Origin of the sequence: Paenibacillus sp. Mc5Re-14 (assembly GCF_001049835.1) — a bacterium.
Taxonomy (GTDB): Bacteria; Bacillota; Bacilli; order Paenibacillales; family Paenibacillaceae; genus Paenibacillus; species Paenibacillus polymyxa_C.
In genome coordinates this window covers 1,741,303-1,764,149 of sequence record NZ_CVPD01000001.1, presented here as the reverse complement: position 1 = coordinate 1,764,149, position 22,847 = coordinate 1,741,303, and the positions used below count along the sequence as shown (strand labels likewise).

The window sequence follows — 22,847 nt, the reverse complement described above, 5'->3', positions numbered from 1 at the left end:
TTTTTTAAGTCTATTTAAATAGGGATAGTGTTTCTTTCAGCCACGTAATATAGCTTTCTTCCCGATTAATAGCACGACTCAGCACTAAATAATGGCCGAATTGACTAGATCCGGGCACTTGAAGGTTCTCGTCCAGCCGTTGAAGGGATTTCTTACTTTCGTACAGGTATTCCAGCTTTTCTTCTCGTTTGGCAATCTGGTCCTCGAACAAGCGCTTGCTTTCTTCCTTGGGGATGGCTGCTGAGAAATACAGCATAAGCATAAACTCATCCTTTTCTGTTTCCGGTAACTCTTTGGGGCTTAGCAGCCATTCAGTTAGCTCCTGGGTCCCTTTGGGGGTTATACAGTACAGCTTCTTTTCCAGCTTGGCTCCTGTAATGGATGTGCGATATTCAATGAGTCCCTCTTCGGTCAGCCTTTTAAGCTCGGGGTAAATCTGACTGTGCTTGGCGCTCCAAAATTGTCCGATTTCCTGCTTGAATTGGCTCGTAATATCATAGCCGCTCATTTCCTCTTTGTGAACCAGACCCAAAATGGCATATTTTAATGTGCGTTTCAACGTTGTTCTCCTCGCAATGGGTATTTGACAATAGTATATCACAGCGCTACAATTTATATGTATCATAAAACATGTTTATATTTACATGTTTGAATGATTGTTTATTATTTTGATGTCTTGTTCAATTCATAAACTCATAATAAGGAAAGAAGGATGCAAGATGGACAAGTTTATCGGCAGTCACATGATTTACACCTATGAGAATGGCTGGGAGTACGAAATATATATTAAAAATGAGGATACGATTGATTATCGCATTCATAGTGGGATGGTAGGCGGACGCTGGGTACGTGATCAGAAGGTCAATCTGGTGAAGCTGGTAGAGAATGTGTATAAAGTATCGTGGACCGAACCGACAGGCACAGACGTTTCCCTGAACTTTATGCCTGAGGAAAAACGGATGCATGGCATTATTTTCTTCCCAAAATGGGTTCATGAGCATCCGGAAATCACGGTGCGCTACCAAAACGATTTTATTCCGCTGATGGAAGAATCGCGTGAAAAGTATGAAACCTATCCGAAGTATGTGGTTCCTGAATTTGCGGATATTACCTTCATCGAAAATGCAGGTGTGAACAACGAACAATTAATCTCCCAAGCGCCTTACGCTGGAATGACAGACGACATTCGCGCAGGGAAGCTGCAAGCATAATCGAACATGGTTAATGGAAGTTGTACAGCCTGAGCCTGTGGTAAGCAGTCTCAGGCTTTTTTACGTGAACTGGAGAGTGGATTGCTTAATGGAGTGGTGGACGATATCTAGAATGAATAGTAGACCAGTCCATGCTCGATAAGATATGAACGACTAATCCGAGGGGGGAGGATGGTAGCTGTTGGGGAGAGAATGTACGAGTTCGCATGGGCAGTCAGATCGGATAGGGCAGATAGTGCCAGCTCTGTTTTAATAGGTCCCCAGTGATCAGCGCGGTGCTTAATATATTGTTCAGCCTCGGTCAAGGAGAGACCTTTGAGCAAGGTAAATACGGAAGCCCAGCGGACAAGGTCAAAGGTGCCTTTAATTTCAGGCAGCTTATATTCCGCCAGGCCCTGAGCGCCGTTACACGACATAGTAAGCAAGCCGCAGCAATGATGTTGATACTGTTCCGGGTTAGGAAATTGACGATGGTCATATTGGATAATTACCATGGAACCAATGCATAATTGCGTCGTTTGGAGCGTTGAGGGCTGGGCAAGCGTCGGGCTCATATGGAACGGCCTCCTTCTTGGATTCACTGTAATAGGGATGAAAGAATCATACGTCACAGCGGATGTAATGTAAATCATGAATACAAGCGTAAAACAAGTATATGTAGCGGAAAACGGATTTTAATGGCAATGGAAACGGATACTTGTATCCGTCTCTTTTATTATCTTGACGATGGTCTTTATATTACAAAAAACAACCCCAGGTCACCCCAGGGTCGTCTTTATGAAAAATATATATCTGCATTTTGCAAAATGCTTGTTTAGCTGAATCACACGGGTGTTACATCCTGAATCACTTCTTCTTTTTCTTCTTTCCAGATCACGTTCTCGCGATAGTTAGATCCCCAATCGTACATCGCTCGCAGTACCGGAATTAAGCTTTCACCATGCTCGGTCAGTGAATATTCCACATGTGGAGGGACGACAGGATAGACTGTACGCAGAATGAGTTTATCTTCTTCCAGCTCGCGTAATTGGTTGGTCAGCATTTTTTGCGTGATGTGAGGGATCAGCTTCTTCAATTCACCGAATCGCTTGGTGCCTTCCATACCAAGATGCCACAAAATAATCAACTTCCATTTGCCACCGATGACCGCGAGAGTCAATTCTTTATCACAATTAATCAGTTTCAAATCAATCCGGTCTTTTACAGTTGTGATGTTCATCGACCTCCTGTCCGTAGTTATTCCAAGTATACTATGTATAACTACAGTACGCAAAAGGAGATACATCCATTTTGGAAACTATGCATACGATGGGATACGAATCGACTGAAATCACAATCTGATGATGTGCGCCAGACTGGAAGCTTCCAGAAATCTACAACGGTTAAGCAGGAATAACGATGGTGTTAAAGGACTCCGGCTCCAGCTCCAAACGGTGTGTTGTTTCTCCGACAGACAGATTCAGCACGCGAGATTCCTTAAACGGGTTGGCGATGACCAGAACCTTTTGTCCGTCTGTATTTTGAAAAGCAACCGCATTTCCAGCCCATGAACCCCGAATTCCAATGCGTCTGGCCCCTGGTAATACAAAATGAGAAAAGTGCTTCATAACGTAATATTCCGGGTTCAGAATAGGTTTTCGATTCGCTGGATCTACGGTGATCATCGAATTTTGCTCCCAGCCCCATGTGCTCTTCCCTTTCGGCTCCAAAACCATATTCCAGTAAATATAAGCATTCACACCATTGGTGAAATAGTGCTGATACAGGTTATATACATATTTGGCGTAGTCCCATGAGTTTTCTCCGTTTCCGCATTCATTTTCGGTCTGCATGTAACGAAGCTCAGGATAGCTGGCTACGGTGCGCTGAATGGCATTTTTGCCTGCCCACTGATAGCCTACACCTTTAATATATTTATAGGCCTCGGGGTCACTCAACACGGTGTGGGCATACTCATCAAATCCGGTCGACGTCTTTTTCATTAATTCCTCCCACGGATCAGGGGCGTTAATGGTACCCAGCCAAATCTCTGTATCCAGCCCATGTTCCTCAAAAGCGGGCCCCAAATAGTCGCGAATAAATTCACGCAGCTGTTCTCCGGTCCATACACAGGAAGGGAACTTCTGATCGGCAATGACTTCATTTTGAACATGAACCTGGTGAATCGTAATGCCTGCCTTGCGGTATGCCTGAACAAATTTGACAAAGTACAATGCATACGCTTTCAAAATATCCTTTTCCCAGCGCAGTGTGCCGTAATTGTAAGCTTTGGGTGATTTCATCCATGTCGGCGGACTCCAGGGTGAGGCGAACAGCTTCAAGTCTGGATTGAGTTGTAACGCTTCCCGAATAAAAGGTATGAGATATTGCTGATCGCGCTCAATGGAAAAGTGCTTCATCTCCATGTCGCCGTCCGTTTCATTGTGGCTGTACCATTCCAGCGCGTAATCACTCGCTCCAATAGGAAGTCGGCAGATTGTGAATTTGTGCTCGCCCTCCGGGTGAAAGAGAGCATGAAGCACCTGCTCTCGTTCTTCGCTGTCCAAATGATTCAGAGCTACATAACTCAATTCATTAAAACAGCCGCCAAAGCCCTCGACGAGCTGATATGCTTCTCCCGTAAGGGTTAGGTTGGCACTCTCTTGGGTTTCGGTCAAATGATGAGCTTGGGATTGCCAAGCATTAGCTTTGGAAGTGGAAAACCACTGAATGGTTGGATTGCTCATATGTTACCCTCCTGTTCAGGCTTTTTGTATCTCTACATATTATAGGGTAGGATTTTAGGGGAAGAGATGGTCTGAGCGAAGACAAATTTGCCCTAATCCAAGGTGAAATTTGCGGATGGGAAGTTTCTGTAGATAAAAAAGTAGTGAGAACACATAAAGTACACATCTCTTTGATATGCTGTTGTCCTAGAATGACCGAAAGAGGGAAGTCGATTTGAATAAAAGAGTTCTTCTCGTGGAGGATGAAATACGTATTCGTGAAGTGATTGCGGATTATTTTAAACAAAATAATTGGGAAGTCTATGAAGCAGGCAATGGAAAAGATGCACTCCTCTGGTTCGATTCGGTACAACCGGAACTAATTATACTCGATATTATGATGCCTGAGCTGGATGGCTGGGAAGTATGCCGTCAGGTACGCAGCCGTTCAGGGGTACCGATTATTTTGCTGACGGCCAAATCCGGTGATGATGATAAAATATTGGGCTTTGAGCTAGGGGCAGATGATTACGTGACCAAGCCTTTTAGTCCCAAGGTGCTGATTGCCCGCGCGAACGCGCTGATGAAACGGGTGGAGGGGAATGTGCAGCCGGAGTCGCATATTTTGCGGTTCGGCAATGCTATGCTCAACACGATGGCTCATCGGCTTGAAGTGGATCAGGCGGAAGTTGAACTGACGCCCAAGGAGTATGAGTTGCTGCGGCTGCTTATACATAATAAAGGCATCGTTGTTTCACGGGATGCGATACTGAACCGGGTGTGGGGTATCGATTTTGAAGGGGATACACGAGTTGTCGATACGCATATCAAAAAGCTGAGAAGTAAGCTGGGCCGTGAATCACGCCATATTCGCACGGTTTTTGGCACAGGCTACAGGTTCGAGGAGGAAGAATGAACAAACGGGGAGTTACCTTTAAGTTGTTCATTATGACAGTTGTGTTTTTCCTGTGTTTTTACGGTATGGTGATTTTAAGTCAGCTGCTGTTTTTTGAAAATTTTTATCAGAAACAGAAGATTGGGCGTGTGGAAAGCCGTTTGCAAAGCTTCGGTCAAAGTTATGTCCAGGAGGCTTGGGGATCGGGCAGGGTTTCGCGTGAGGCAGCCCGCTTCATGCTTCAGAATAAAAACCAGTTGGCGATTGTAACGTTGGACGGCAAAGTAAAGCTGGATGATGCGTTTCATATCAGTCTCAGAAAAGCAGATGGTAAAGTCGTTAAAATATCGCTGTCTCTATTTATGAGTGAGCACGGAGATGAGCTGAGAGCTGCCCGGATTCAGCCTGGTGATCAGGTCACTGTGGAAGGTGAGATGTTGGGATCTGACGGCATCTCTTCTGCCAATTTAATTTATCCAACAGGCATACAGAAGCTCGGTTTCAAAAATATAGGTTTAAACTCGGAAGAGACAAGCACAAATGACAGTGTAAGGCTGTCCGGTACGGTGACAGAGATTGTACTGCCGGATCTGAAAACCTGGAGCCAGCGTCAAGGCCTGCTGTTTAGTGCGCTGGAGGAATGGTTTCCTTTATCCCAGGATCATCTGGAGAGACTCAAAAATTTTGAAGTGTTGGAAGAAGATTGGACAGAACCTTGGACAGGGGTACGAAATGCAGTTATCGTCCATCCTGTTCGTCAGAGCACAGGCGAGATCGATCTCTTGTTCACTGTGACATCGTTGCAGGAAATCAGTGAGACGAATGAGGCTCTACGCTGGTTTTATCTGTACCTGGGGATCGGCGGTTTTGCACTCATTCTGATTTTGTCCCTGTTCTATTCCCGAATGGTAACCCGTCCGCTCATTACTTTGAATAATACCGCCAAGCGGATGGCCAAGCTCGATTTTACAGCCCATACGCCAATCCGGCAAAATGATGAGCTGGGCAGCCTGTCCTACAGCATGTATACCCTGTCCCAGAACCTGGACACAGCTTTGCGCGAGCTTCAGGAGGCCAATCAGCAATTGGTCGAGGACATGGAACAGAAGCAGAGGATGGAGGCTGTGCAACAAGACTTTTTTGCCAACGCTTCTCATGAGCTGAAAACCCCGTTAAGTATCATCAAAGGATTCGCAGAAGGACTACAAGATGGGGTCAGCGCGGGGAAGCAGGATCATTATATGAAGGTCATTGTAGAGGAAGCGGACAAAATGGAGCGATTGGTCAAGGATATGCTAGACCTTGCCAAATTGGAGTCTGGAACCCTCAAGCTTCGCAAGGCGACCTTTATCCTGAGTGAGCTGGTGGAGGAGGTTGTGGATAAGCTATTCCATCTGTTGAAGGAGAAGAAGCTGGAAGTGGTTATTATTCCTGCCAATGAGCTGCCGATTCATGCCGATATAGGATGGATGGAACAGGTGATTATCAACTTTGTTGTCAACGCCATACGGCATGCCGAGGAAGGAAGCTCCATCACGATTCGTATCGAAGGCTCTGGGGAAGTCAATACGTTTTCCATTGAAAATAAGGGTGAGACCATCCCAGACGATCAGTTGGAGCTGATATGGAATCGTTTTTACCGGGCCGAGCTCTCCCGTAGCCGTCAGACAGGTGGGACAGGACTCGGGCTATCGATCGTTAAACGAATTCTCGATTTACACGAATTCCGCTATAAGGCGGAGAATACCAAGGACGGCGTCCGTTTTGTCGTTATATTCGGAGGCTAAGCTACGGCAAAGGAGTTAAGAGTATGAAATGGAATTGGTTGCCCTCACTATGCACGATTGCAAACCTGGGGGCAGGGGTCTTATCCCTGTATTTCACGATTCATGAGCAATACATGACCGCTTTTATTCTTGTGGTGGTGGCTGCTTTATGGGATGTATTAGACGGTTTGCTGGCAAGGCTGCTGCATTGCTCCAGTGATTTTGGCAAACAGCTTGATTCGCTGGCGGATGTGGTCTCATTTGGGGTTGCCCCTGCTTTCTTGATCTTGTTATACAAGCTGGGAGATACTCATTGGATAGGACCGCTTGTAGCTGTGTTGTTTGTGATATGCGGTGCGGTGAGGTTGGCAAGATTCAACCTGATGGCTTTTAGCAAAGGCTTTGTTGGCATGCCCATTACGGCCGCAGGTGTGATTTTGTCCTTTATGTTTTTATGGAGTGAGCATTTGAAGCCGGGGGTGTTGCTGGCACTCATGGTAGTGCTGTCATTCCTAATGGTTAGCCGTATTCCCTTCCCGTCCTTCAAAAAATAATCGGTCAGGAGGTGGCGTCCCTATGGAATGGGCCATCAGCATGATTACACAATACGGATATATCGCTATTTTTGCACTTCTTGCCCTTGGAATTATAGGGCTACCCGTTCCTGATGAAATTATTATGGTGTTTGTCGGCTATCTATCTTCTATCATGGTACTGAATTATTCCCTATCTATATTAGTCAGTTTCATTGGGGCGATGACAGGGATGATGATCAGTTACACGCTAGGCAAAAAGCTGGGTCAGCCATTGGTAGATAAGCACGGCAAGTGGGTGGGACTGACACCGAAGCGGTTTGCACGGGTAAAAGGATGGTTTGCACGCTTTGGGTTGTGGACCATTTTGTTCGGTTATTTTATTCCAGGAGTCAGACATGCAACAAGCTATTTGTCGGGGATTAGCGCGATGCCTGTCCGAAAATATATGCTGGTGGCCAGCGCCGGTTCTCTGGTATGGACACTGATCTTTATCTCTATTGGTTACATTGCGGGGGCGAATATAAATTTTCATTAAGGTGACCGCAAAAGTAATGTAGCATTTTTCATGTATTGCACCGATAATATAATATAAAAGAACCTGTACAACCAGTGAGGGGATCTGTATTGAATGCACTAATGAAGTATATTGAAAAGTTACCTGGTTTTCTGCAAATAATCTTGAACATCTCGCTGTTTCTAGTCGGGCTGATTTTAAGCTTCTTACTTCTAAAAGAAACATGGTCCATATTTTCATATGTGTTCTTGTATACAGAAGCCGACAAAAATTACTATGAATTCACGGAAGAACTGCTTGTATTCTTCTTGTATTTTGAATTCATTGCATTAATAGTTAAGTACTTTAAAACCAATTTTCATTTTCCATTACGTTATTTCATCTATATTGGGATTACAGCCGTCATCAGGCTCATTATTGTGGACCATGATGATGCTCAAAATACATTCTGGTGGTCCATTGCTATCCTAGTCATGGTAGGTTCTCTATTGATTGCTAACAGTAAATTATTAAAGAGAGAAAGTTAATGCCGAGGAAGATTGCAAGGGTGACAGTCAAGTAGGAGAGAGGGAATAAAGACGAATGGTAAGAAACTGGATGAATCATGCAGGCGTCAGGCGGGCAGCTGTCCTTGCGATAATCGTTTTACTGCTCTTTATGTTAAGAAGCATGATGAATATTATTTTGTTAACACTGTTGCTTACGATCTTGATTGGCAGTATATATAACGGTGTGAATAAGCTGATCAAGCGGTTCGCCAATGTGCCGCCTATGATCGTGCTGCTACTGGTATACGGGTTGCTGATCCTGATTATCGTGTGGGGAGTTTACCGAATGGTGCCGCTAATCAGCGTACAGGTCAAGCAGGTGTATCTCATGATTCAGCAAGCCTACATGTATCCTGATCGTAACCAATGGAACGAAACGATTATTGAATTTATGGACACGCTTAATGTTCAGCGGTTATTTGAGCCTGGCTGGAATGCGGTAATGAAAATCAGCCAACTGGGAACACAACTGCTGGTATCGATTATTTTGAGCTTGTTCTTCCTGATGGAAAAATCCTATATTACACGCTTTACAGCTACGTTTGTGGATAGTAAGCTGGGTTGGTTCTTCAAGGAAGTGGGCCATTTTGGACGCATGTTTCTGGGTACATTCGGGAAGGTGCTGGAAGCTCAACTATTGATTTCACTCATTAACTGTATATTGACGACGACAGCTCTTTGGATTATGGGTTTTCCCAATCTGCTCGGCCTCGCGCTCATTATATTCTTGTTGGGATTGGTGCCAGTGGCGGGTGTATTTATTTCCCTGATCCCGCTTGGTCTGATTGCTTTTAGCGTCGGAGGAATCAATTATGTGATTTACTTGGTTATTCTGATCGTAGTTATTCATGCGATTGAAGCCTATTTCCTGAACCCGAAGCTGATGTCATCCAAAACCAATTTACCGATCTTCTTCACCTTTGTTGTATTGATCTTCTCTGAGCATCTAATTGGGGTGTGGGGCTTGATTGTAGGTATTCCGTTGTTTGTCTTCTTCCTTGACTTGATTGGAGTACAACGCAAGCAAGAGAAGGATACCTAATATATTTACGACAGATACGAACATAGTAGTGACCATGGATTCTTCATCATGAATGCCTGCGAAGCCGCAGGCATTTTTTTGATTTTCCTGGCGTTGACTGTAGTACACTGAGTATCCAAGATAAGATATTGTTAAAGGAAACGGGATGATATGGGTGGAACAAAAGATTAAGGTATTGGCTATATCGGGGAGCCTTCGTCAAAAGTCTTCCAACACCGCGCTTATGAAGGCTACTATTGGATTGGCTTCTGAAAATATATCATTCATAGTTTATGATGGATTGGGGGATCTGCCCCATTTTAATCCTGACTTGGATGTAGAGGAGGGGCCAGCTTCCGTAAGAGAGCTACGGGAGCAATTGAAACAAGCCGATGGAGTGCTGATCTGTACACCGGAATATGGGAATGGTGTGCCGGGTACTTTGAAAAATGCCTTGGACTGGCTCGTATCTTCAGGTGAATTTGTAAACAAGCCTACAGCGGTCATTAGCGCTTCACCGTCCCCTATGGGCGGCAATCTGGCTCATGCTTCGCTGCTGCTCACATTGCAAATGATCAATGCAGAGATTGTGGAAAATGGAAAGGTCATTATTCCGCATATCACATTGAAGCTGAATCAAGAAGGCATCATTACAAATGCTGAAACTAGACAGGAGCTGGAAGCATTACTTCAAGGGCTTGAGCAAGCTTGCCGAGGAAAGGTATAGGGAAATTCAAAGCAGATCCTTCATTATAGAAGGATCTGCTTTTTCGGATGGCCACCTACTTCGTATTCAATTCAATAAGCTCTCATAGACCTTTAAGCGGGCATACACCGTTTCAAGTATCGGATATGAAATATTACTGCTAGAAGCCAATGCCAGAAGTGCACCATGCAGATGGCTTGCTTCAACCGGTAGATTTTTCTGCATATCACGTTGCATGGAAGACATCATCTCAGGCTTTAAGGAATCCATCGTTTTTAGCGTATGTGCTTCCATTTCTGAATGAATAGGCATATCTGCATTGCGTGCGATTGTGACGATCTCATGCAGTAGCCTTTTATAGATTGCACGCGATTCGGGCGTGGCGAGTATAGGTCCGACGGAGGTACCCATCAGGGTTGTGATTCCGCTCATGCTGGCAATAAATATATACTTCTGCCAAATTTCACGCTGAATGTCATGACTGTGTGTGACTGTGAAGCCTGCATGATCAAGATGGCTACATAGTAGTTGCGCCCGCTCTGAGTTTCCTCCATCCCATTCACCAAAAACAATGCGGTGGAACGGGCTTGTCTGAACGATAGAGCCTTTGTGATTTAACGTCGTTTCAATATAACAAAGCCCACCTAGCACTTTTTCAGCCCCGAAATATTCGCGTAAAGATCCAAAATGTTCATAACCGTTAAGTAACGGAAGAATCATTGTATTTTTGCCGATATAAGGCGTTAGATCGGGCTGCATTGGAGGCAGGTGGTACGCTTTGACCGCGAGAATAATACAGTCAAATGGCTCAGCAGCTTCACCATAGGTAATAGCCTGAATCGGTGTCTGAAAATCTCCGTGCACACTTTGAATCGTAAGACCGTTTTCTGCCAAATGAAGCTTCTTGGAAGGGCGGACGAGAAAGGTTACATCTTCTCCCTTTTGAACCAGGCGTCCCCCGAAATAGCCTCCAATAGCACCTGCACCCACAACTAGAAACCGCATCATAGGGTCCCTGCCTTTCCTAACTTAGTTTTTGAAAAACAAAAAAACCTTCCAGCACATTGCTGAAAAGGTCCGAAAGGCAAAAAAAGAGTCAATTTGCGACCGTTCTTTTGTCTCGGTCCTTTCGGATCAGAGCAAAATCCAACGAGTTCACCTCCATAGGCTCACACTTATACTTATTAAATTGCATCTTACCAGAGTACCGTTCGAATATATCGATACAGCCTCTCAGGGAAGTATACCAGAATATAGGGTTCCTGTCCCATATAAATCCAATCCGAACAGCGTGTGTGTGATGGTATCCATAAAGCACGAACCTAGTGTATATGGAGCGTATAGAGGTGATATAATAGGGCGCAATAGGTTTATAGACCGATAACTTGGAGCAGAGGAGAGAAGGCTGATGTTTGAGCAAATTGTAGCGTATGGTCTGAGTCAAAAAGAGGCTGTTAAGGATTATCCATTTGGTGCTGATCCCCTGGTACTAAAGGTAGGGGGCAAGATGTTTGCTCTCCTGACTGAAAAAGATGGCATTAGCCACATATCCTTGAAATGTGATCCGGTCATTGCAGAAAACCTGCGTGAGCAGAACAAGGCCATTAAACCAGGCTATCATTTGAACAAAAAGCATTGGAATACGATAGAGGTTGATAACAGCTTCCCGTTGGAGGATTTGTACAGCATGATCGACCATTCGTATGAGCTGGTCTTCAAGGGCTTAACCAAAGCGCAACGCGAAGCGATTACGATGAGGATACGGACAACGGATCTGTAAAGGGCTGGTAAAGCCCTTACATAACACTTTTATAGTTTTACTTGACAGAAAACAACTAAAGATATATTCTTAATTTAAAGATAATTTATTTGAAAATAATATCAAGGAGTGGACCTGAATATGAGCGAACTGGTGAATGTTATTCAAGAGAGAAGATCGGCTTCTAAATTTATTCCTGATGTTACTATAGATGCAAAAGAACTGGAAGAGATATTTCAGCTGGTGAAGTTCGCTCCATCGGCTTTTAATTTACAGCATGCGCGTTATATCGTAGTGCAGGATGCAGAAATCAAACAAAGGCTGCATGATGAGGCAAGTAAGCAGTATAAAATATTAACTGCTTCGGCCACCATTATAGTGCTGGGTGATACAGAGGCTTATACCAAGGTAGCTGACCTCAACGAAGGGTTCCTGAATTTGGGTGTTCTGAGCAAGCAGGAATATGATAGCACAGTAGAATCGGTAACTCAGTTTTATCGCGAGCGGGGACCTGTCTTCCAGAGAGAAGAAGCAATTCGTAATGCCAGCCTGTCGGCTATGCAATTTATGTTGATTGCCAAGGACAAAGGCTGGGATACTTGTCCGATGATCGGTTTTGACCCGGCGAAGGTGCAGGAAGTACTGAATATCCCAGAGCAATTTGTACCCGTGATGATGATCACCTTGGGAAAAGAGGACGAATCAGGTCAGCGGGCAAGAGGATATCGCAAGCCAGTTGGACAGTTTGTTAGCTACAATGGATTTTGAAATTTGTAAATCATCATGTTCATTAAGGAGTGACTAAGATGTCTTTGAAAACCGCTGGAATTCACCATATTACGTCCTTTGCAGGCGATCCGCAGGGCAATGTTGACTTTTATGCAGGTGTGCTTGGTTTGAGATTGATCAAAAAGACAATTAACTTTGACGCTCCAGAAGTATATCACTTGTATTTTGGGAATGGAGAAGGCAGCCCGGGAACGATCATTACCTTTTTTCCGGCTCCGGGTACACGCAAGGGTAAAATTGGAGGCGGACAAGTCGGGATTACGACGTATGTCGTGCCGCTGGGCTCGCTGGATTACTGGGAAAACCGTCTGCACAGCTTGAAGGTATCCTTCACGAAGGCTACTCGCTTTGGCGAGTCATTCATCCAGTTCCGAGACAATGAGGGCTTGCATCTGGAATTGGTGGAGCGCGAGGAAGGCCCGGTGAACACGTGGACAGCTGGAGGCGTACCTACAGATAAAGCGATCAAGGGCTTTGGAGGAGCAGTGCTCTACAGTGCGGATTCCAAGCACACCCAAGGCGTGCTGGAGAATGTTCTGGGCATGACTCCCATCGGTGAAGACGCAGATGCGGGCTATATCCGTTATCAGACGACTGGGGATTTGGGCAACCTGATCGACATTCCAGTCAAGGATGTACCGTGGGGGAACGGCGGCGCCGGTACGGTTCACCATATTGCGTGGCGCGCGCAGGATGATACCGAACATCAGGCGTGGAACGAATGGGTTCGTCAGCATGGTTTTGGGACGAGTGGCATTGTAGATCGCCAATACTTCAATGCCGTATACTTCCGCGAGCAAGGCGGTATATTATTCGAGATCGCAACCGATCCGCCCGGATTTACGGTGGATGAGGAATTGAATGAGTTGGGGCACAAGCTGATGCTGCCTGAATGGTATGAGCCTCAGCGCGCCCAGATTGAATCTAATCTGGTTCCCATTGAGCCTAGAGTGCTCAAACAGGATGAATCGGTTTGAGCAGGACAATCACATATGGAACATTAAAAGGTCCAATGCGGGAAGATTTCCACCCTCATTGGACCTTTTGGGTTCTGAAGTGTCAGTATCGTAAAAATAAGCGTGGAAGAGCTGGTTAGATCATGAGCAGCTCACGAATCTCCAGCTCGGTCAGTGCTGAAAGGCTTTCTTGCCCCGGTTGAATGACCTGGTCGATCAGGTTTTTCTTTTTTTGCTGTAGCTCATACATTTTGTCCTCTACCGTACCTTGGGCGACGAGCCGAATAACCTGCACAACTTTTTTCTGGCCCATTCGGTGTGCACGGTTGGTAGCCTGCTCCTCTACAGCGGGATTCCACCACAGGTCATATAGAATGACGGTATCTGCGCCGGTGAGGTTCAGACCCGTACCTCCTGCCTTGAGGGAAATCAGGAACAGCTCGCGTTCTCCTTCGTTGAAGCGACTGCACAGCTCGACTCGTTCGGGGGCAGGAGTCTGTCCATCCAGGTAAAAGTAGGGAACCCCTTCACGGGAAAGCTCGCGTCCGACCATTTGAAGCATCGTAGTGAACTGTGAGAAAATGAGCATCCGCTTCCCGGAGCCGAGACATTCCGTAATAATCTCCAGCAGTTGTTCAAATTTGGCCGAGCTTCCCGTATATCCTTCTATGAATAAGCCCGGATGACAGCAGAGCTGACGAAGCCGGGTCAGACCTGCTAGAATTTTGATCCGGTTTTTCTGAAATCCTTCTTCGTTGAGATGCTTCAACGTTTCATGCTGGAGCTTGGCCAGATAAGCCGTGTACAGCTTTTTCTGATCCGGCAGAAGCCGTGATACCTGCACGGATTCGATTTTTTCCGGCAGTTCCTTAAGAACATCGCTCTTCAGACGGCGCAGCAGGAACGGACGAACCCGCTTGGCAATCACATTGCGAGGCAGGTTGTGAAATGCTCTTTTTCCGCCGGGAAATAGCTCAGGAAATACAACGTCGAAGATGGACCATAGTTCTTCCAACGTATTCTCGATAGGCGTTCCTGTCAGGGCAAAGCGGTAACGGGCTTGTACATCCTTAACTGCCTGTGCCGTCTGGGTGGCATGATTCTTGAACGCTTGCGCCTCGTCCAGAATAAGCGTATGAAACGATGGCTTGCTGTACACTTCTGCATCGCGCCGTAGCAGCGGATAGGATGTAATAATGACGTCGTAACTGGCGCCATCCCGTATAATCCGGCCTCGTTCCTCCGGGCTGCCATCGGCAATAGTGACGCGGATATGCGGGGCGAATTTCTCCAGTTCATTCCGCCAATTGTACACCAGTGATGCAGGGGATACAATCATGGCTGGAAGCTGTTGACTGCGAATCTCCGGCAATACAGAGACGAGGAAGGCAATGCTTTGCAGCGTTTTGCCCAGCCCCATATCATCTGCCAAAATACCTCCAAAACGGTAATGTGCCAAGGTCTTAAGCCATTGAAAACCGTAGACCTGATAATCTCTTAAGATTGGGGCGAGCGTGACGGGTACGGGAAAGTCAAGATGATCAGGATTGCGTATATTTTCTAGCAACTGGCGAAAGGTTTTACCCAAGGTCAGATTTTTCACATGATCGTGAGGATCAATCAAGTACAGCCCCTGTGTGACTGGGATCCGAATTTGCGCTGCATCCAGATCGCTTTTGCGGATACCTGTTTCGTTCATGAACCGAATTAACTCCTTGTACTCCTCTGTTTCCAGCGGTAGCAAGGCGCCATTCGGCAGACGGTGATATCTCTGTTTTTCTTCCAGCGATTGGAGCAGCTTGCGAATTTCCGATTCTGGTATACCCTCAATATCAAATTTAAATTCAAGCCAATCTGTACGTTCGTCCCATTCCGCTCGTATTCTTGGGACAGGTAGCGTATTATTGATTTTCGCTTTGACTGCACCTGTGGCATAGACGTCCAGTAGCTTTTCCAGTTGCGGTACAGTATGGTACAAAAAGTCATACTCTGCATCTTCATCTTCCATAAAATATCCGCTGTCTGTTCTGGCGAAGGAGCTATGCTCCATCAGTTCCAAAATCCGCTGCTCCTGTTCCCCATCACGTATCAGAATACGATCGTTACCTGGCGTTCGTGCATCTGTTTCCAACGGATTGATGATGATGTCTCCATATTGGAATTCCAGTCCTGCCAGCAGCTTGTCTCTTACCCGGTCCAGATACAGCTTGGCCTTCAACGGATGCTGGGCGACCCGATCTGAGACAGCACGTGTCATATGGACACGTCCCAGCTTCATTAACCCGGGCACGACCTTATCCATAAATGATTCCATCTGTTCTGGTGCAATCTGGACTGCTCGTCTGTGATGTACTTCGACCATCCGTTTGAGCTCGGACAAACGCCGTAAGGAATCAGCCTTCTGCTTGACAAGCTTGCCATCGGCAATGACGACACCGTAGTCCTCCATGATGGTCAAGTCATCTAATCCTTGAATGCTTAGCTGGTAGCCTTCACTTGTGGCTTCGGTCTCATCAAATTCAAATTGCAGCGGAAGCATCAGGTCGGACTGGGGGATACCTTCGCTCATGTTTCCGTGAATTTCAAAGTAGACGCCCTGTGCTGCTGTCAGCAAGGGGAGCAGCCTATCCCAGGCCGCGGGCGGGATGAGAAGCATTCGCTCACCACTCATATGACTGCCGGAGGCTGAATACGTACCAGAGGTTTCCCGAATCATGCGCTCCTGGTGGCACACCTGAGATAATTGCTGGAGGATAGCGTCATGTTCAGCTCGGAAGCGGTACAGCTCCGGCTCGTAAGAGAAGCTTTTCGTGAACATGTAGCTATCCCCACGTTCGATACAATCCAGAAACGGGCGGATTTTCTGAACGATGTATAATCTTTTGGGGCCAGCCTTCATTTCTATCCCAAACATATATTTTTGGTAACCGTAGGCAAAAGGCCGAATGACAAATTGAAAATCCAAGATCGCGCGAGTATCCAGCAGCGCAGATGTGCTGCGAAGCGGTCTTTTGCGACCGAATAGTTTTAACATACTGTCGGTTAACTGGAGATCCCCTTGTGTGATGCCTGAGGATCGTGACTTTCTGGCTGTGTGTTCATTTGGGTCATCTGTAGATGTGTACATCTCGTCTGAACCTATACTTCCTGCTGGATCGGGAGCGGTGCCGGGATGAAGTCTGGAGACATAGGAACGTACGGACACACTTTTCCCACGTCGCATATCATAAGCATTTAGGAGAACAGCGGCAATATGTTTGCAATAACGTCCGGTGGTCTGAAATGAGCTACAGGTGCATTCCGCGCGGATACTGCCGTTGGGCCGGATCATCGCAGCAACAGCATAAAAGCCGCTTCCTTTGACTGTAGCTTCATACACACCTTCATTATGATCTATTTGTGTAAAGGCCACCTTTTTGGCCCGGTAATAGGCATCCCCGTCGTCGTAAGCAGATTGACTGCATAGTTGTCTGATCGCTCGCCGGGTAAGTTCAAAACTCATGGTTCGTAATCCTTTCCTGAGTTATTCCGTTTTCTACATGATAACAGAACAGACAGGGGGAAAGACACTTGAGTACGGAATGTAATTTTACGAACAAGGAGAGAGGACAGAAAAAAAGCAGGCCTTGGTCCGTCATTGAACCAAAGTCTGCCAGGTGGCTACAGCTATATTATATGTCGGGCAGTCCTTCTTCTTGCTTATGGACACCCAGCGCGTTACGTGCCATCTCCATATATTCATCTAGTCCGGATTTGAGGGCGAATTCGGCGATAAGCACAGGGTAAGCCGCGGTCAGTTCAATGATGTGTTCGCTCATACGCGGCCATACACGTCCGCCTGCTGCCTTGTAAAACTTCAATAGACGAGCAAGCTCTACTTCTCCGAACAAAGTATAGTAACTCGTAAAATCAATCGCTGGATCAGCTACTTCGGCCTCGGTCCAGTCCAGCATTCCAGTAACCTCTGTATTCGATGAGACTAGAATATGGCCTGGGTGCAGATCGCCGTGGACAAGTGCGGAATATTCCGGCCAGTAGCTATCATCTGCCAGCCAGGCCTGCCATCGTTGCCACAGCTCCCCGGATACACCAAAGACGCGCTGTGTTTCTTCCATTCGCTGACCCATTAAGTGCCGAACTTCGTCGTGTTGCTTTACGCGGACACCGAAATCGGCTGCCCGTCGGTGATCCGTCTGGTGCAACGCGGCTAAGGCTTTAGCGAGCGAAGCAACGAATCTATCTGTCAGAGCATCAGGGTTGATGAACCATACATAGCTTTTTGTTTCCATATCAATAGTAGCGGCAGGTGTGCCCTCCAGCTGAGGATAGGCGATGAACTCTGGACTATATACCTGCCAATCCGGTACCGCTACAGGTAGCGTATCACGAATCAACCGAAGCACTTTGTGCTCGTAAGCCGCTGATTGGACCACATCTATTCGTCGCGGTGTACGTAAAACCCAAGGGGTACCCTGAACGTCTTTGGCGAATAGGGCCCGGAAATCCAACCCGGACTCATTGAGCTCCAATCCTTCATGTCGTATGTGAAGCCCGTTGCTTTGGGCAAGGGCCAATATTTCGCTAACATCTTTTGAGTTAGTCAAGGGACGCTTTTCAGTCATATGAAACACACCTCATTGTTCAGATTTAGTCTTAAAAAAAGACAACTTAAACAAGCTTCAACCCTTCATGTGAAAAACAGGTTGAGCTTCATGGAGAAGTCTATCCTTTTATCTGAGACGCATGTAGTGAGTACACATGAATGAGCAAACCTCCTTTTACAAAATAGGGTATCTAACCCAGCACCAATATACCATCCGACATTCGAGGATGTCTACAATATACGGAATAATGTACATAGCTTCCCCAGTTCGCTTATCTGTGAGTTAGAGAAGTTTTTACAACCTGCACATTGCAAGATACAATGGAAGTATTAGAGAAAGGAGACGGATAATTTTGCAAAAAGAAGACAATAAAACCGATTCCAAATCCGGCTCATCCAAATGGTATCTTGGTAGTGCAGCAGCATTGCTCCTGCTGAAAGGCAAATCGTTACTTGCCCTTTTAAAATTCAGTAAATTTGGCGGCGCGCTGATCTCTATGGCATTTACGATTGGCACGTATGCGATCATATACCCGTGGGGATTTGCGGTTGGGTTCGTGTTGCTGTTATTTGTGCATGAGCTGGGGCATGTATTAGCTGCCAAACGCAAGGGGCTTCCGGTGTCGACACCGTTATTTATTCCTTTTCTCGGTGCGTTAATCACCATGAAGCGCCATCCTTTGGATGCCCAGACAGAGGCTTACGTAGCCATGGGCGGCCCGTTATTGGGGACAGTTGGGGCTATGGCAGTATACGCAGGAGCGTATGCAACAGACAGTCCACTTTTGTATGCACTAGCATATATCGGTTTTTTCCTGAACCTGATCAATTTACTGCCGATTCATCCGCTCGATGGAGGACGGATTTCTACAGCAGTGACACGCTGGTTATGGCTGGTGGGCCTATTGGGTGGGATTGTAGTGATTGTGTATTTGAAATCCATTTTATTTTTCTTTATTTGGGCATTATTTGCCTATGATCTATACAAAAAATATGTCAAACGCAATAAAAAAGACGTCAAGGTTCAATCGTTATTACAGAAGCCGCTGGTTGACGTACAGCATTTGTATGAGCAAGGATATCCGCTGCCTGGGCCGGAGCATACGCGCAGACTATCCTTTAATACCTACTCGGATCTGGAGGGGCAGCAATATGTAACGGTATATATGGAAAGTCTGGATGTGGAGCATACGCTTCTGCTGCCCCAGCAGTGTCTTGTCCAGCATGTATGGCTGAACGGTGTAGAACATATACCGACCCCGGATGCGTATCAGCTCAGATTGCTGTGTGGGATTGACTACATTCCGTTTGAAAATGATAAATATTACGAAGTACCCGCTGCATCACGCTGGAAATTCGGAATCGGGTACTTGGGATTGGCCTTATTCCTGATGGGGATGATGTATGTAGTACATCAGCACATAGGAGATATCAGGCTATGATTCGCAGGATAGGAACTTCACCATCAATATAGATTATTAAGGCAATGAAACTCATTAGAAAATAAAGTAAAAAGAGCGCGACAGCCGCAATATACGGTGTCGTGCTCTTTTTCATATGATTAACGCAGTGGAGCCATTGTTATCCTTCCTTATGTCTAGCTCCTTTGCTCATCCGTAATCGGTTTTAACGTCTGGCGGTATTTTAGCGGGCTGGTACCTGTCCAGCGCTTGAACTGTCTGCTGAAATGAGCCAGACTGGAGTATCCCAGTAGGGAAGCTACCTTGTTTAGCGGTAGATTGGGTTGCTGGATCAGCACCTTAGCCTCATGCAGCTTGGTCTCCGATAGATAGTGACGTGGTGAATAGCCGTAGACCTTGCGGAACACTTCCTGCGCATAGCCTGGACTGATCCCAAGGGAAGCCGCCACATCTTCAAGTCGGAACGTCTGCTCACCAGATTCATCCCCCCGATAAGGCTTGAACCTCGATTGAATTGCTTCCATAATGGCCTTGGCATATTGAACGGATGAAGGTGCAATTCTCGGCTCCAATCCCGTAGAAATCATTTGCGAGAATATCCCGAATAGCTCGAACAAAGCAATCTGCATGCGAAAGCGGTCCGCTGTCGTATATTCTCCATTCTCCCGCACCATGCTAATCCAGCTATGGACCACCTTTTGCAGCTTGGTATTGGTTTCAGTGCCTGCCGGGAAAAAGAGCTGATTGTTTTTAATCATTTCTTGACGGAACAGCGGATCATCAACATTAAAATGGGTGCTAAAATAATACATTCCATCCGGGGATACACACTGAGTTACATGCTTGAATCCTGGTGGAATCATTAAAATATCACCCTTTCCCACGGAGTATACGTTATTCTCCATTATCGTTTCCTGACGACCTTCTAAAATGAGAGCAATTTCAAAACCGATATGAGATTCCTCAGGCATGCACCAATCCGCTTTGACCCGATGAATATGAGCGCCAAAAAATTTCACATTCCAGTCGATAATGGGCAGCCATTGACAATCATGGAATAGAGCTGGATCAACATCCGGATTTAATATCATCAGATCACCTTCGATTAGGGCAAATTTTACACCGCTTAGACAATCTCATTGTACCTAACATTCATCTATAATAAAAGAGCGCTTACAAGTGCTGTAATACATGCTTTTACATAAAAAATCGTTTATATATAGTATTTTTGAAAGCGGCACCATATTGTAATCAGGAAGAGCTATGTTTCGAATATAGCGCAGACTGGACAGGGTTTACATGGATATTCGCACTTTATGCTGGTGCTTGGTGTAGGAGCATTAAACTTATTGGAGGACGACTCGATGAAAAAGCTATTGTACGGTGTTGCTTATTATGATGAATATATGCCTTATGACCGTTTGGACCAAGATATCCAAATGATGAAGGATGCAGGAATCAATGTAGTGCGGATAGCCGAATCTACTTGGAGTACGCATGAACCGCAGAACGGAGTGTTTGATTTCACCTCCGTGGATCGGGTGCTGGACGCCATGCATAAGGCGGGTATTGAGGTCATTGTGGGCACGCCGACCTATGCCGTACCCACATGGCTGGTGAAGGAGCATCCCGATGTCTTGGCGACAACACCTCAGGGACCGGGCAAATACGGGGCTCGTCAGATTATGGACATTACGAACCCAGTGTATCTGTTCCATGCTGAGCGAATCATACGCAAGCTGATTGGACGGGTAAGCCAGCATCCGGCAGTTATTGGTTTTCAGACAGACAACGAGACAAAGCATTACAATACGAGCGGTCCCAATGTGCAATTACAGTTTGTGAAGTATTTGCGGGAGCGGTTTGAATCACTGGAGGAGCTGAACCGCAAATTTGGCTTGGATTACTGGAGCAATCGCATCAATAGCTGGGAGGACTTCCCTTCGGTGGTCGGAACGATTAATGGAAGTTTGGGAGCGGCCTTTTCCCAGTTCCAGCGCAAGCTGGTGACGGACTTCCTGGCCTGGCAGGTCGCGATTGTCAATGAATATAAGCGGGAAGACCAATTTGTTACGCAAAATTTTGATTTTGAGTGGAGAGGTCATTCCTTTGGAATTCAGCCGGACGTGGATCACTTTGCTGCATCTGAAGCGTTTGATGTGACGGGTGTCGATATTTACCATCCATCACAAGATGATTTGACTGGAATTGAAATCTCTTTCGGTGGTGATGTGGCACGTTCGACAAAACATAATAATTACTTAGTGCTGGAAACGGAGGCGCAGGCGTTTACACACTGGGTTCCTTATCCGGGACAATTGCGTCTGCAAGCGTTCAGTCATCTGGCTTCCGGGGCCAATATGGTAGCTTACTGGCACTGGCATTCCATTCATAATTCCTTCGAAACCTACTGGAAGGGTCTGCTTAGCCATGATTTTGAACCGAATCCTGTATATGAGGAAGCACAGACGATAGGGAAGGACTTTGCAAGACTGTCCACGCATCTGGTCAATCTGAAAAAGAAAAATAAAACAGCTATCCTGGTTAGCAACGAAGCGTTGACATCCATTAACTGGTTCAAGTTTAATATGAACAGCCCACTGAATTACAATGACATCGTACGCCGTCTGTATGACGAGCTGTATAAGCTGAATATTGGGACAGATATCGTCCATCCGGGTACAGAATCGTTTGATGACTATGATCTCTTGATCGTTCCGAGTCTGTATTCTGCGCCAGATGCACTGCTGGAAAAGCTGAACCGATATGTCGAGCAAGGTGGTCATGTGGTATACACGTCCCGCAGCGGATTTACCGACGAACATGTGCAGGTGAGAACATCGCAGCAGCCGGGCGTGATTAGCGAAGTGTGTGGTATTCATTACAGCTTGTTTGTGGAGCCGAAAAATGTGACACTCAAGAATAATCCTTTTAAAGTGGCAGAAGATGACAATCAGGTAGATACGTGGATGGAGCTGATAACGACGACGACTGCCGAAGTATTAGCCTATTACGATCACCCGCATTGGGGCAAATATGCTGCGATTACGCAAAATCGCTATGGTCAGGGAACGGCGACCTACATCGGCTGTATCGTCAGTTCGACGGTCATCCGCGAATTGTTCAGCTCTGTAGCCAAAAAGGCAGGCGTATGGGGACTGGATCAGGAAGCTTCTTATCCGATCATTGTTAAGTCCGGTACGAATGATTTGGGACGAACGATCCGGTACTATTTTAACTATTCAGAACAAGCAGGCTCGGTGGTGTATCCGCACGGAGACGGCAAGGAGCTGATCGGAGAGCAGGCGGTTACCCATGGACAATTGCTCCAATTGAAGCCTTGGAGTGTTATAATTATCGAAGAAGCGTAAATGATGAGTAATGAGTTGAAATCGACGTACGAATAATATCAGAATA

Annotated in this window: 21 protein-coding genes; 13 read left to right on the top strand and 8 right to left on the bottom strand. The window is 46.1% G+C overall.

Annotated elements, in window-relative coordinates:
- Positions 1-10 precede the first annotated feature (10 nt).
- Positions 11-559, bottom strand: a complete 549-nt coding sequence (locus BN1546_RS08025; RefSeq protein ID WP_013369310.1) for a PadR family transcriptional regulator — start codon at positions 557-559, stop codon at positions 11-13.
- Between the two features lie 160 nt (positions 560-719).
- Between BN1546_RS08025 and BN1546_RS08020 the strand changes: the two genes are divergently transcribed.
- On the top strand, positions 720-1,211 hold the full coding sequence (locus tag BN1546_RS08020; RefSeq protein ID WP_016819418.1) for a phenolic acid decarboxylase: 492 nt from the start codon (positions 720-722) through the stop codon (positions 1,209-1,211).
- Between the two features lie 107 nt (positions 1,212-1,318).
- Here BN1546_RS08020 and BN1546_RS08015 read toward each other — a convergent pair whose 3' ends face one another.
- The 3 genes from BN1546_RS08015 to BN1546_RS08005 form a co-directional block, all read right to left on the bottom strand.
- The gene (locus BN1546_RS08015; RefSeq protein WP_058831269.1) at positions 1,319-1,765 is read right to left on the bottom strand and encodes a hypothetical protein; all 447 of its coding nucleotides are present in this window, start codon (positions 1,763-1,765) and stop codon (positions 1,319-1,321) included.
- Between the two features lie 269 nt (positions 1,766-2,034).
- The gene (locus BN1546_RS08010; RefSeq protein WP_013369312.1) at positions 2,035-2,430 is read right to left on the bottom strand and encodes a winged helix-turn-helix transcriptional regulator; all 396 of its coding nucleotides are present in this window, start codon (positions 2,428-2,430) and stop codon (positions 2,035-2,037) included.
- 163 nt (positions 2,431-2,593) lie between these two features.
- Positions 2,594-3,937 carry a glycoside hydrolase family 30 protein gene (locus tag BN1546_RS08005; RefSeq protein ID WP_090737002.1) on the bottom strand — a complete coding sequence of 448 codons (1,344 nt, stop codon included), beginning with the start codon at positions 3,935-3,937 and terminating at the stop codon, positions 2,594-2,596.
- 214 nt (positions 3,938-4,151) lie between these two features.
- On the opposite strand from BN1546_RS08005, the gene BN1546_RS08000 reads away from it, so the two are divergent.
- The 7 genes from BN1546_RS08000 to BN1546_RS07970 all read left to right on the top strand — a co-directional run bounded on the left by BN1546_RS08000 (position 4,152) and on the right by BN1546_RS07970 (position 9,923).
- Positions 4,152-4,832, top strand: a complete 681-nt coding sequence (locus BN1546_RS08000; protein ID WP_025677984.1) for a response regulator transcription factor — start codon at positions 4,152-4,154, stop codon at positions 4,830-4,832.
- A complete protein-coding gene (locus BN1546_RS07995) occupies positions 4,829-6,598 on the top strand; it encodes a sensor histidine kinase (RefSeq protein WP_090737000.1) in 1,770 nt (589 codons plus the stop codon). The genes BN1546_RS08000 and BN1546_RS07995 overlap by 4 nt, the downstream gene beginning before the upstream one ends.
- A gap of 23 nt (positions 6,599-6,621) precedes the next feature.
- Positions 6,622-7,131, top strand: a complete 510-nt coding sequence (gene pssA, locus BN1546_RS07990) for a CDP-diacylglycerol--serine O-phosphatidyltransferase (RefSeq protein WP_013369316.1) — start codon at positions 6,622-6,624, stop codon at positions 7,129-7,131.
- Between the two features lie 22 nt (positions 7,132-7,153).
- A complete protein-coding gene (locus BN1546_RS07985) occupies positions 7,154-7,648 on the top strand; it encodes a DedA family protein (protein WP_013369317.1) in 495 nt (164 codons plus the stop codon).
- 89 nt (positions 7,649-7,737) lie between these two features.
- Positions 7,738-8,154: a phosphate-starvation-inducible protein PsiE gene (gene psiE / locus BN1546_RS07980; RefSeq protein ID WP_013369318.1), complete on the top strand. Its 417-nt coding sequence runs from the start codon at positions 7,738-7,740 to the stop codon at positions 8,152-8,154.
- Between the two features lie 55 nt (positions 8,155-8,209).
- The gene (locus tag BN1546_RS07975; RefSeq protein ID WP_013369319.1) at positions 8,210-9,217 is read left to right on the top strand and encodes an AI-2E family transporter; all 1,008 of its coding nucleotides are present in this window, start codon (positions 8,210-8,212) and stop codon (positions 9,215-9,217) included.
- A 145-nt stretch (positions 9,218-9,362) separates the two neighbouring features.
- Entirely contained in the window at positions 9,363-9,923 is a 561-nt protein-coding gene (locus tag BN1546_RS07970) for an NADPH-dependent FMN reductase (protein WP_090736998.1), read from the top strand.
- 66 nt (positions 9,924-9,989) lie between these two features.
- Here BN1546_RS07970 and BN1546_RS07965 read toward each other — a convergent pair whose 3' ends face one another.
- A complete protein-coding gene (locus tag BN1546_RS07965) occupies positions 9,990-10,907 on the bottom strand; it encodes a ketopantoate reductase family protein (protein WP_090739141.1) in 918 nt (305 codons plus the stop codon).
- Between the two features lie 403 nt (positions 10,908-11,310).
- Between BN1546_RS07965 and BN1546_RS07960 the strand changes: the two genes are divergently transcribed.
- From BN1546_RS07960 to BN1546_RS07950, 3 genes are all read left to right on the top strand, one after another.
- Positions 11,311-11,682, top strand: a complete 372-nt coding sequence (locus tag BN1546_RS07960) for an MmcQ/YjbR family DNA-binding protein (RefSeq protein WP_090736996.1) — start codon at positions 11,311-11,313, stop codon at positions 11,680-11,682.
- 120 nt (positions 11,683-11,802) lie between these two features.
- A complete protein-coding gene (locus BN1546_RS07955; RefSeq protein ID WP_025677994.1) occupies positions 11,803-12,429 on the top strand; it encodes a nitroreductase family protein in 627 nt (208 codons plus the stop codon).
- Between the two features lie 38 nt (positions 12,430-12,467).
- Positions 12,468-13,427, top strand: a complete 960-nt coding sequence (locus tag BN1546_RS07950; protein ID WP_090736994.1) for a ring-cleaving dioxygenase — start codon at positions 12,468-12,470, stop codon at positions 13,425-13,427.
- Positions 13,428-13,542: 115 nt separating this feature from the next.
- Here BN1546_RS07950 and BN1546_RS07945 read toward each other — a convergent pair whose 3' ends face one another.
- A complete protein-coding gene (locus BN1546_RS07945; protein WP_090736992.1) occupies positions 13,543-16,908 on the bottom strand; it encodes a DEAD/DEAH box helicase in 3,366 nt (1,121 codons plus the stop codon).
- 169 nt (positions 16,909-17,077) lie between these two features.
- Positions 17,078-18,028 carry a macrolide 2'-phosphotransferase gene (locus BN1546_RS07940; RefSeq protein ID WP_090736990.1) on the bottom strand — a complete coding sequence of 317 codons (951 nt, stop codon included), beginning with the start codon at positions 18,026-18,028 and terminating at the stop codon, positions 17,078-17,080.
- Positions 18,029-18,362: 334 nt separating this feature from the next.
- On the opposite strand from BN1546_RS07940, the gene BN1546_RS07935 reads away from it, so the two are divergent.
- Positions 18,363-19,451, top strand: coding sequence for a site-2 protease family protein (locus tag BN1546_RS07935; protein WP_013369327.1), 1,089 nt, complete (start codon positions 18,363-18,365; stop codon positions 19,449-19,451).
- Between the two features lie 155 nt (positions 19,452-19,606).
- Here the strand turns inward: BN1546_RS07935 and BN1546_RS07930 are convergent, their stop codons facing one another.
- Positions 19,607-20,521, bottom strand: a complete 915-nt coding sequence (locus BN1546_RS07930; RefSeq protein WP_013369328.1) for an AraC family transcriptional regulator — start codon at positions 20,519-20,521, stop codon at positions 19,607-19,609.
- A 273-nt stretch (positions 20,522-20,794) separates the two neighbouring features.
- Between BN1546_RS07930 and BN1546_RS07925 the strand changes: the two genes are divergently transcribed.
- Positions 20,795-22,801 (top strand): beta-galactosidase, encoded by a 2,007-nt coding sequence (locus BN1546_RS07925; RefSeq protein ID WP_090736988.1) that lies wholly within the window; start codon positions 20,795-20,797, stop codon positions 22,799-22,801.
- The last annotated feature ends 46 nt before the right edge of the window (positions 22,802-22,847 follow it).

What these genes read in the sequence shown, in the direction of transcription:
- BN1546_RS08020 (WP_016819418.1), top strand. Translation starts at nt 720, where the DNA reads ATGGACAAGTTTATCGGCAGTCACATGATTTACACCTATGAGAATGGC.
- BN1546_RS08015 (WP_058831269.1), bottom strand. Translation starts at nt 1,765, where the DNA reads ATGAGCCCGACGCTTGCCCAGCCCTCAACGCTCCAAACGACGCAATTA.
- BN1546_RS08010 (WP_013369312.1), bottom strand. Translation starts at nt 2,430, where the DNA reads ATGAACATCACAACTGTAAAAGACCGGATTGATTTGAAACTGATTAAT.
- BN1546_RS08005 (WP_090737002.1), bottom strand. Translation starts at nt 3,937, where the DNA reads ATGAGCAATCCAACCATTCAGTGGTTTTCCACTTCCAAAGCTAATGCT.
- BN1546_RS07995 (WP_090737000.1), top strand. Translation starts at nt 4,829, where the DNA reads ATGAACAAACGGGGAGTTACCTTTAAGTTGTTCATTATGACAGTTGTG.
- pssA (WP_013369316.1), top strand. Translation starts at nt 6,622, where the DNA reads ATGAAATGGAATTGGTTGCCCTCACTATGCACGATTGCAAACCTGGGG.
- BN1546_RS07985 (WP_013369317.1), top strand. Translation starts at nt 7,154, where the DNA reads ATGGAATGGGCCATCAGCATGATTACACAATACGGATATATCGCTATT.
- BN1546_RS07975 (WP_013369319.1), top strand. Translation starts at nt 8,210, where the DNA reads ATGGTAAGAAACTGGATGAATCATGCAGGCGTCAGGCGGGCAGCTGTC.
- BN1546_RS07970 (WP_090736998.1), top strand. Translation starts at nt 9,363, where the DNA reads ATGATATGGGTGGAACAAAAGATTAAGGTATTGGCTATATCGGGGAGC.
- BN1546_RS07965 (WP_090739141.1), bottom strand. Translation starts at nt 10,907, where the DNA reads ATGCGGTTTCTAGTTGTGGGTGCAGGTGCTATTGGAGGCTATTTCGGG.
- BN1546_RS07960 (WP_090736996.1), top strand. Translation starts at nt 11,311, where the DNA reads ATGTTTGAGCAAATTGTAGCGTATGGTCTGAGTCAAAAAGAGGCTGTT.
- BN1546_RS07955 (WP_025677994.1), top strand. Translation starts at nt 11,803, where the DNA reads ATGAGCGAACTGGTGAATGTTATTCAAGAGAGAAGATCGGCTTCTAAA.
- BN1546_RS07950 (WP_090736994.1), top strand. Translation starts at nt 12,468, where the DNA reads ATGTCTTTGAAAACCGCTGGAATTCACCATATTACGTCCTTTGCAGGC.
- BN1546_RS07945 (WP_090736992.1), bottom strand. Translation starts at nt 16,908, where the DNA reads ATGAGTTTTGAACTTACCCGGCGAGCGATCAGACAACTATGCAGTCAA.
- BN1546_RS07940 (WP_090736990.1), bottom strand. Translation starts at nt 18,028, where the DNA reads ATGACTGAAAAGCGTCCCTTGACTAACTCAAAAGATGTTAGCGAAATA.
- BN1546_RS07930 (WP_013369328.1), bottom strand. Translation starts at nt 20,521, where the DNA reads ATGATATTAAATCCGGATGTTGATCCAGCTCTATTCCATGATTGTCAA.
- BN1546_RS07925 (WP_090736988.1), top strand. Translation starts at nt 20,795, where the DNA reads ATGAAAAAGCTATTGTACGGTGTTGCTTATTATGATGAATATATGCCT.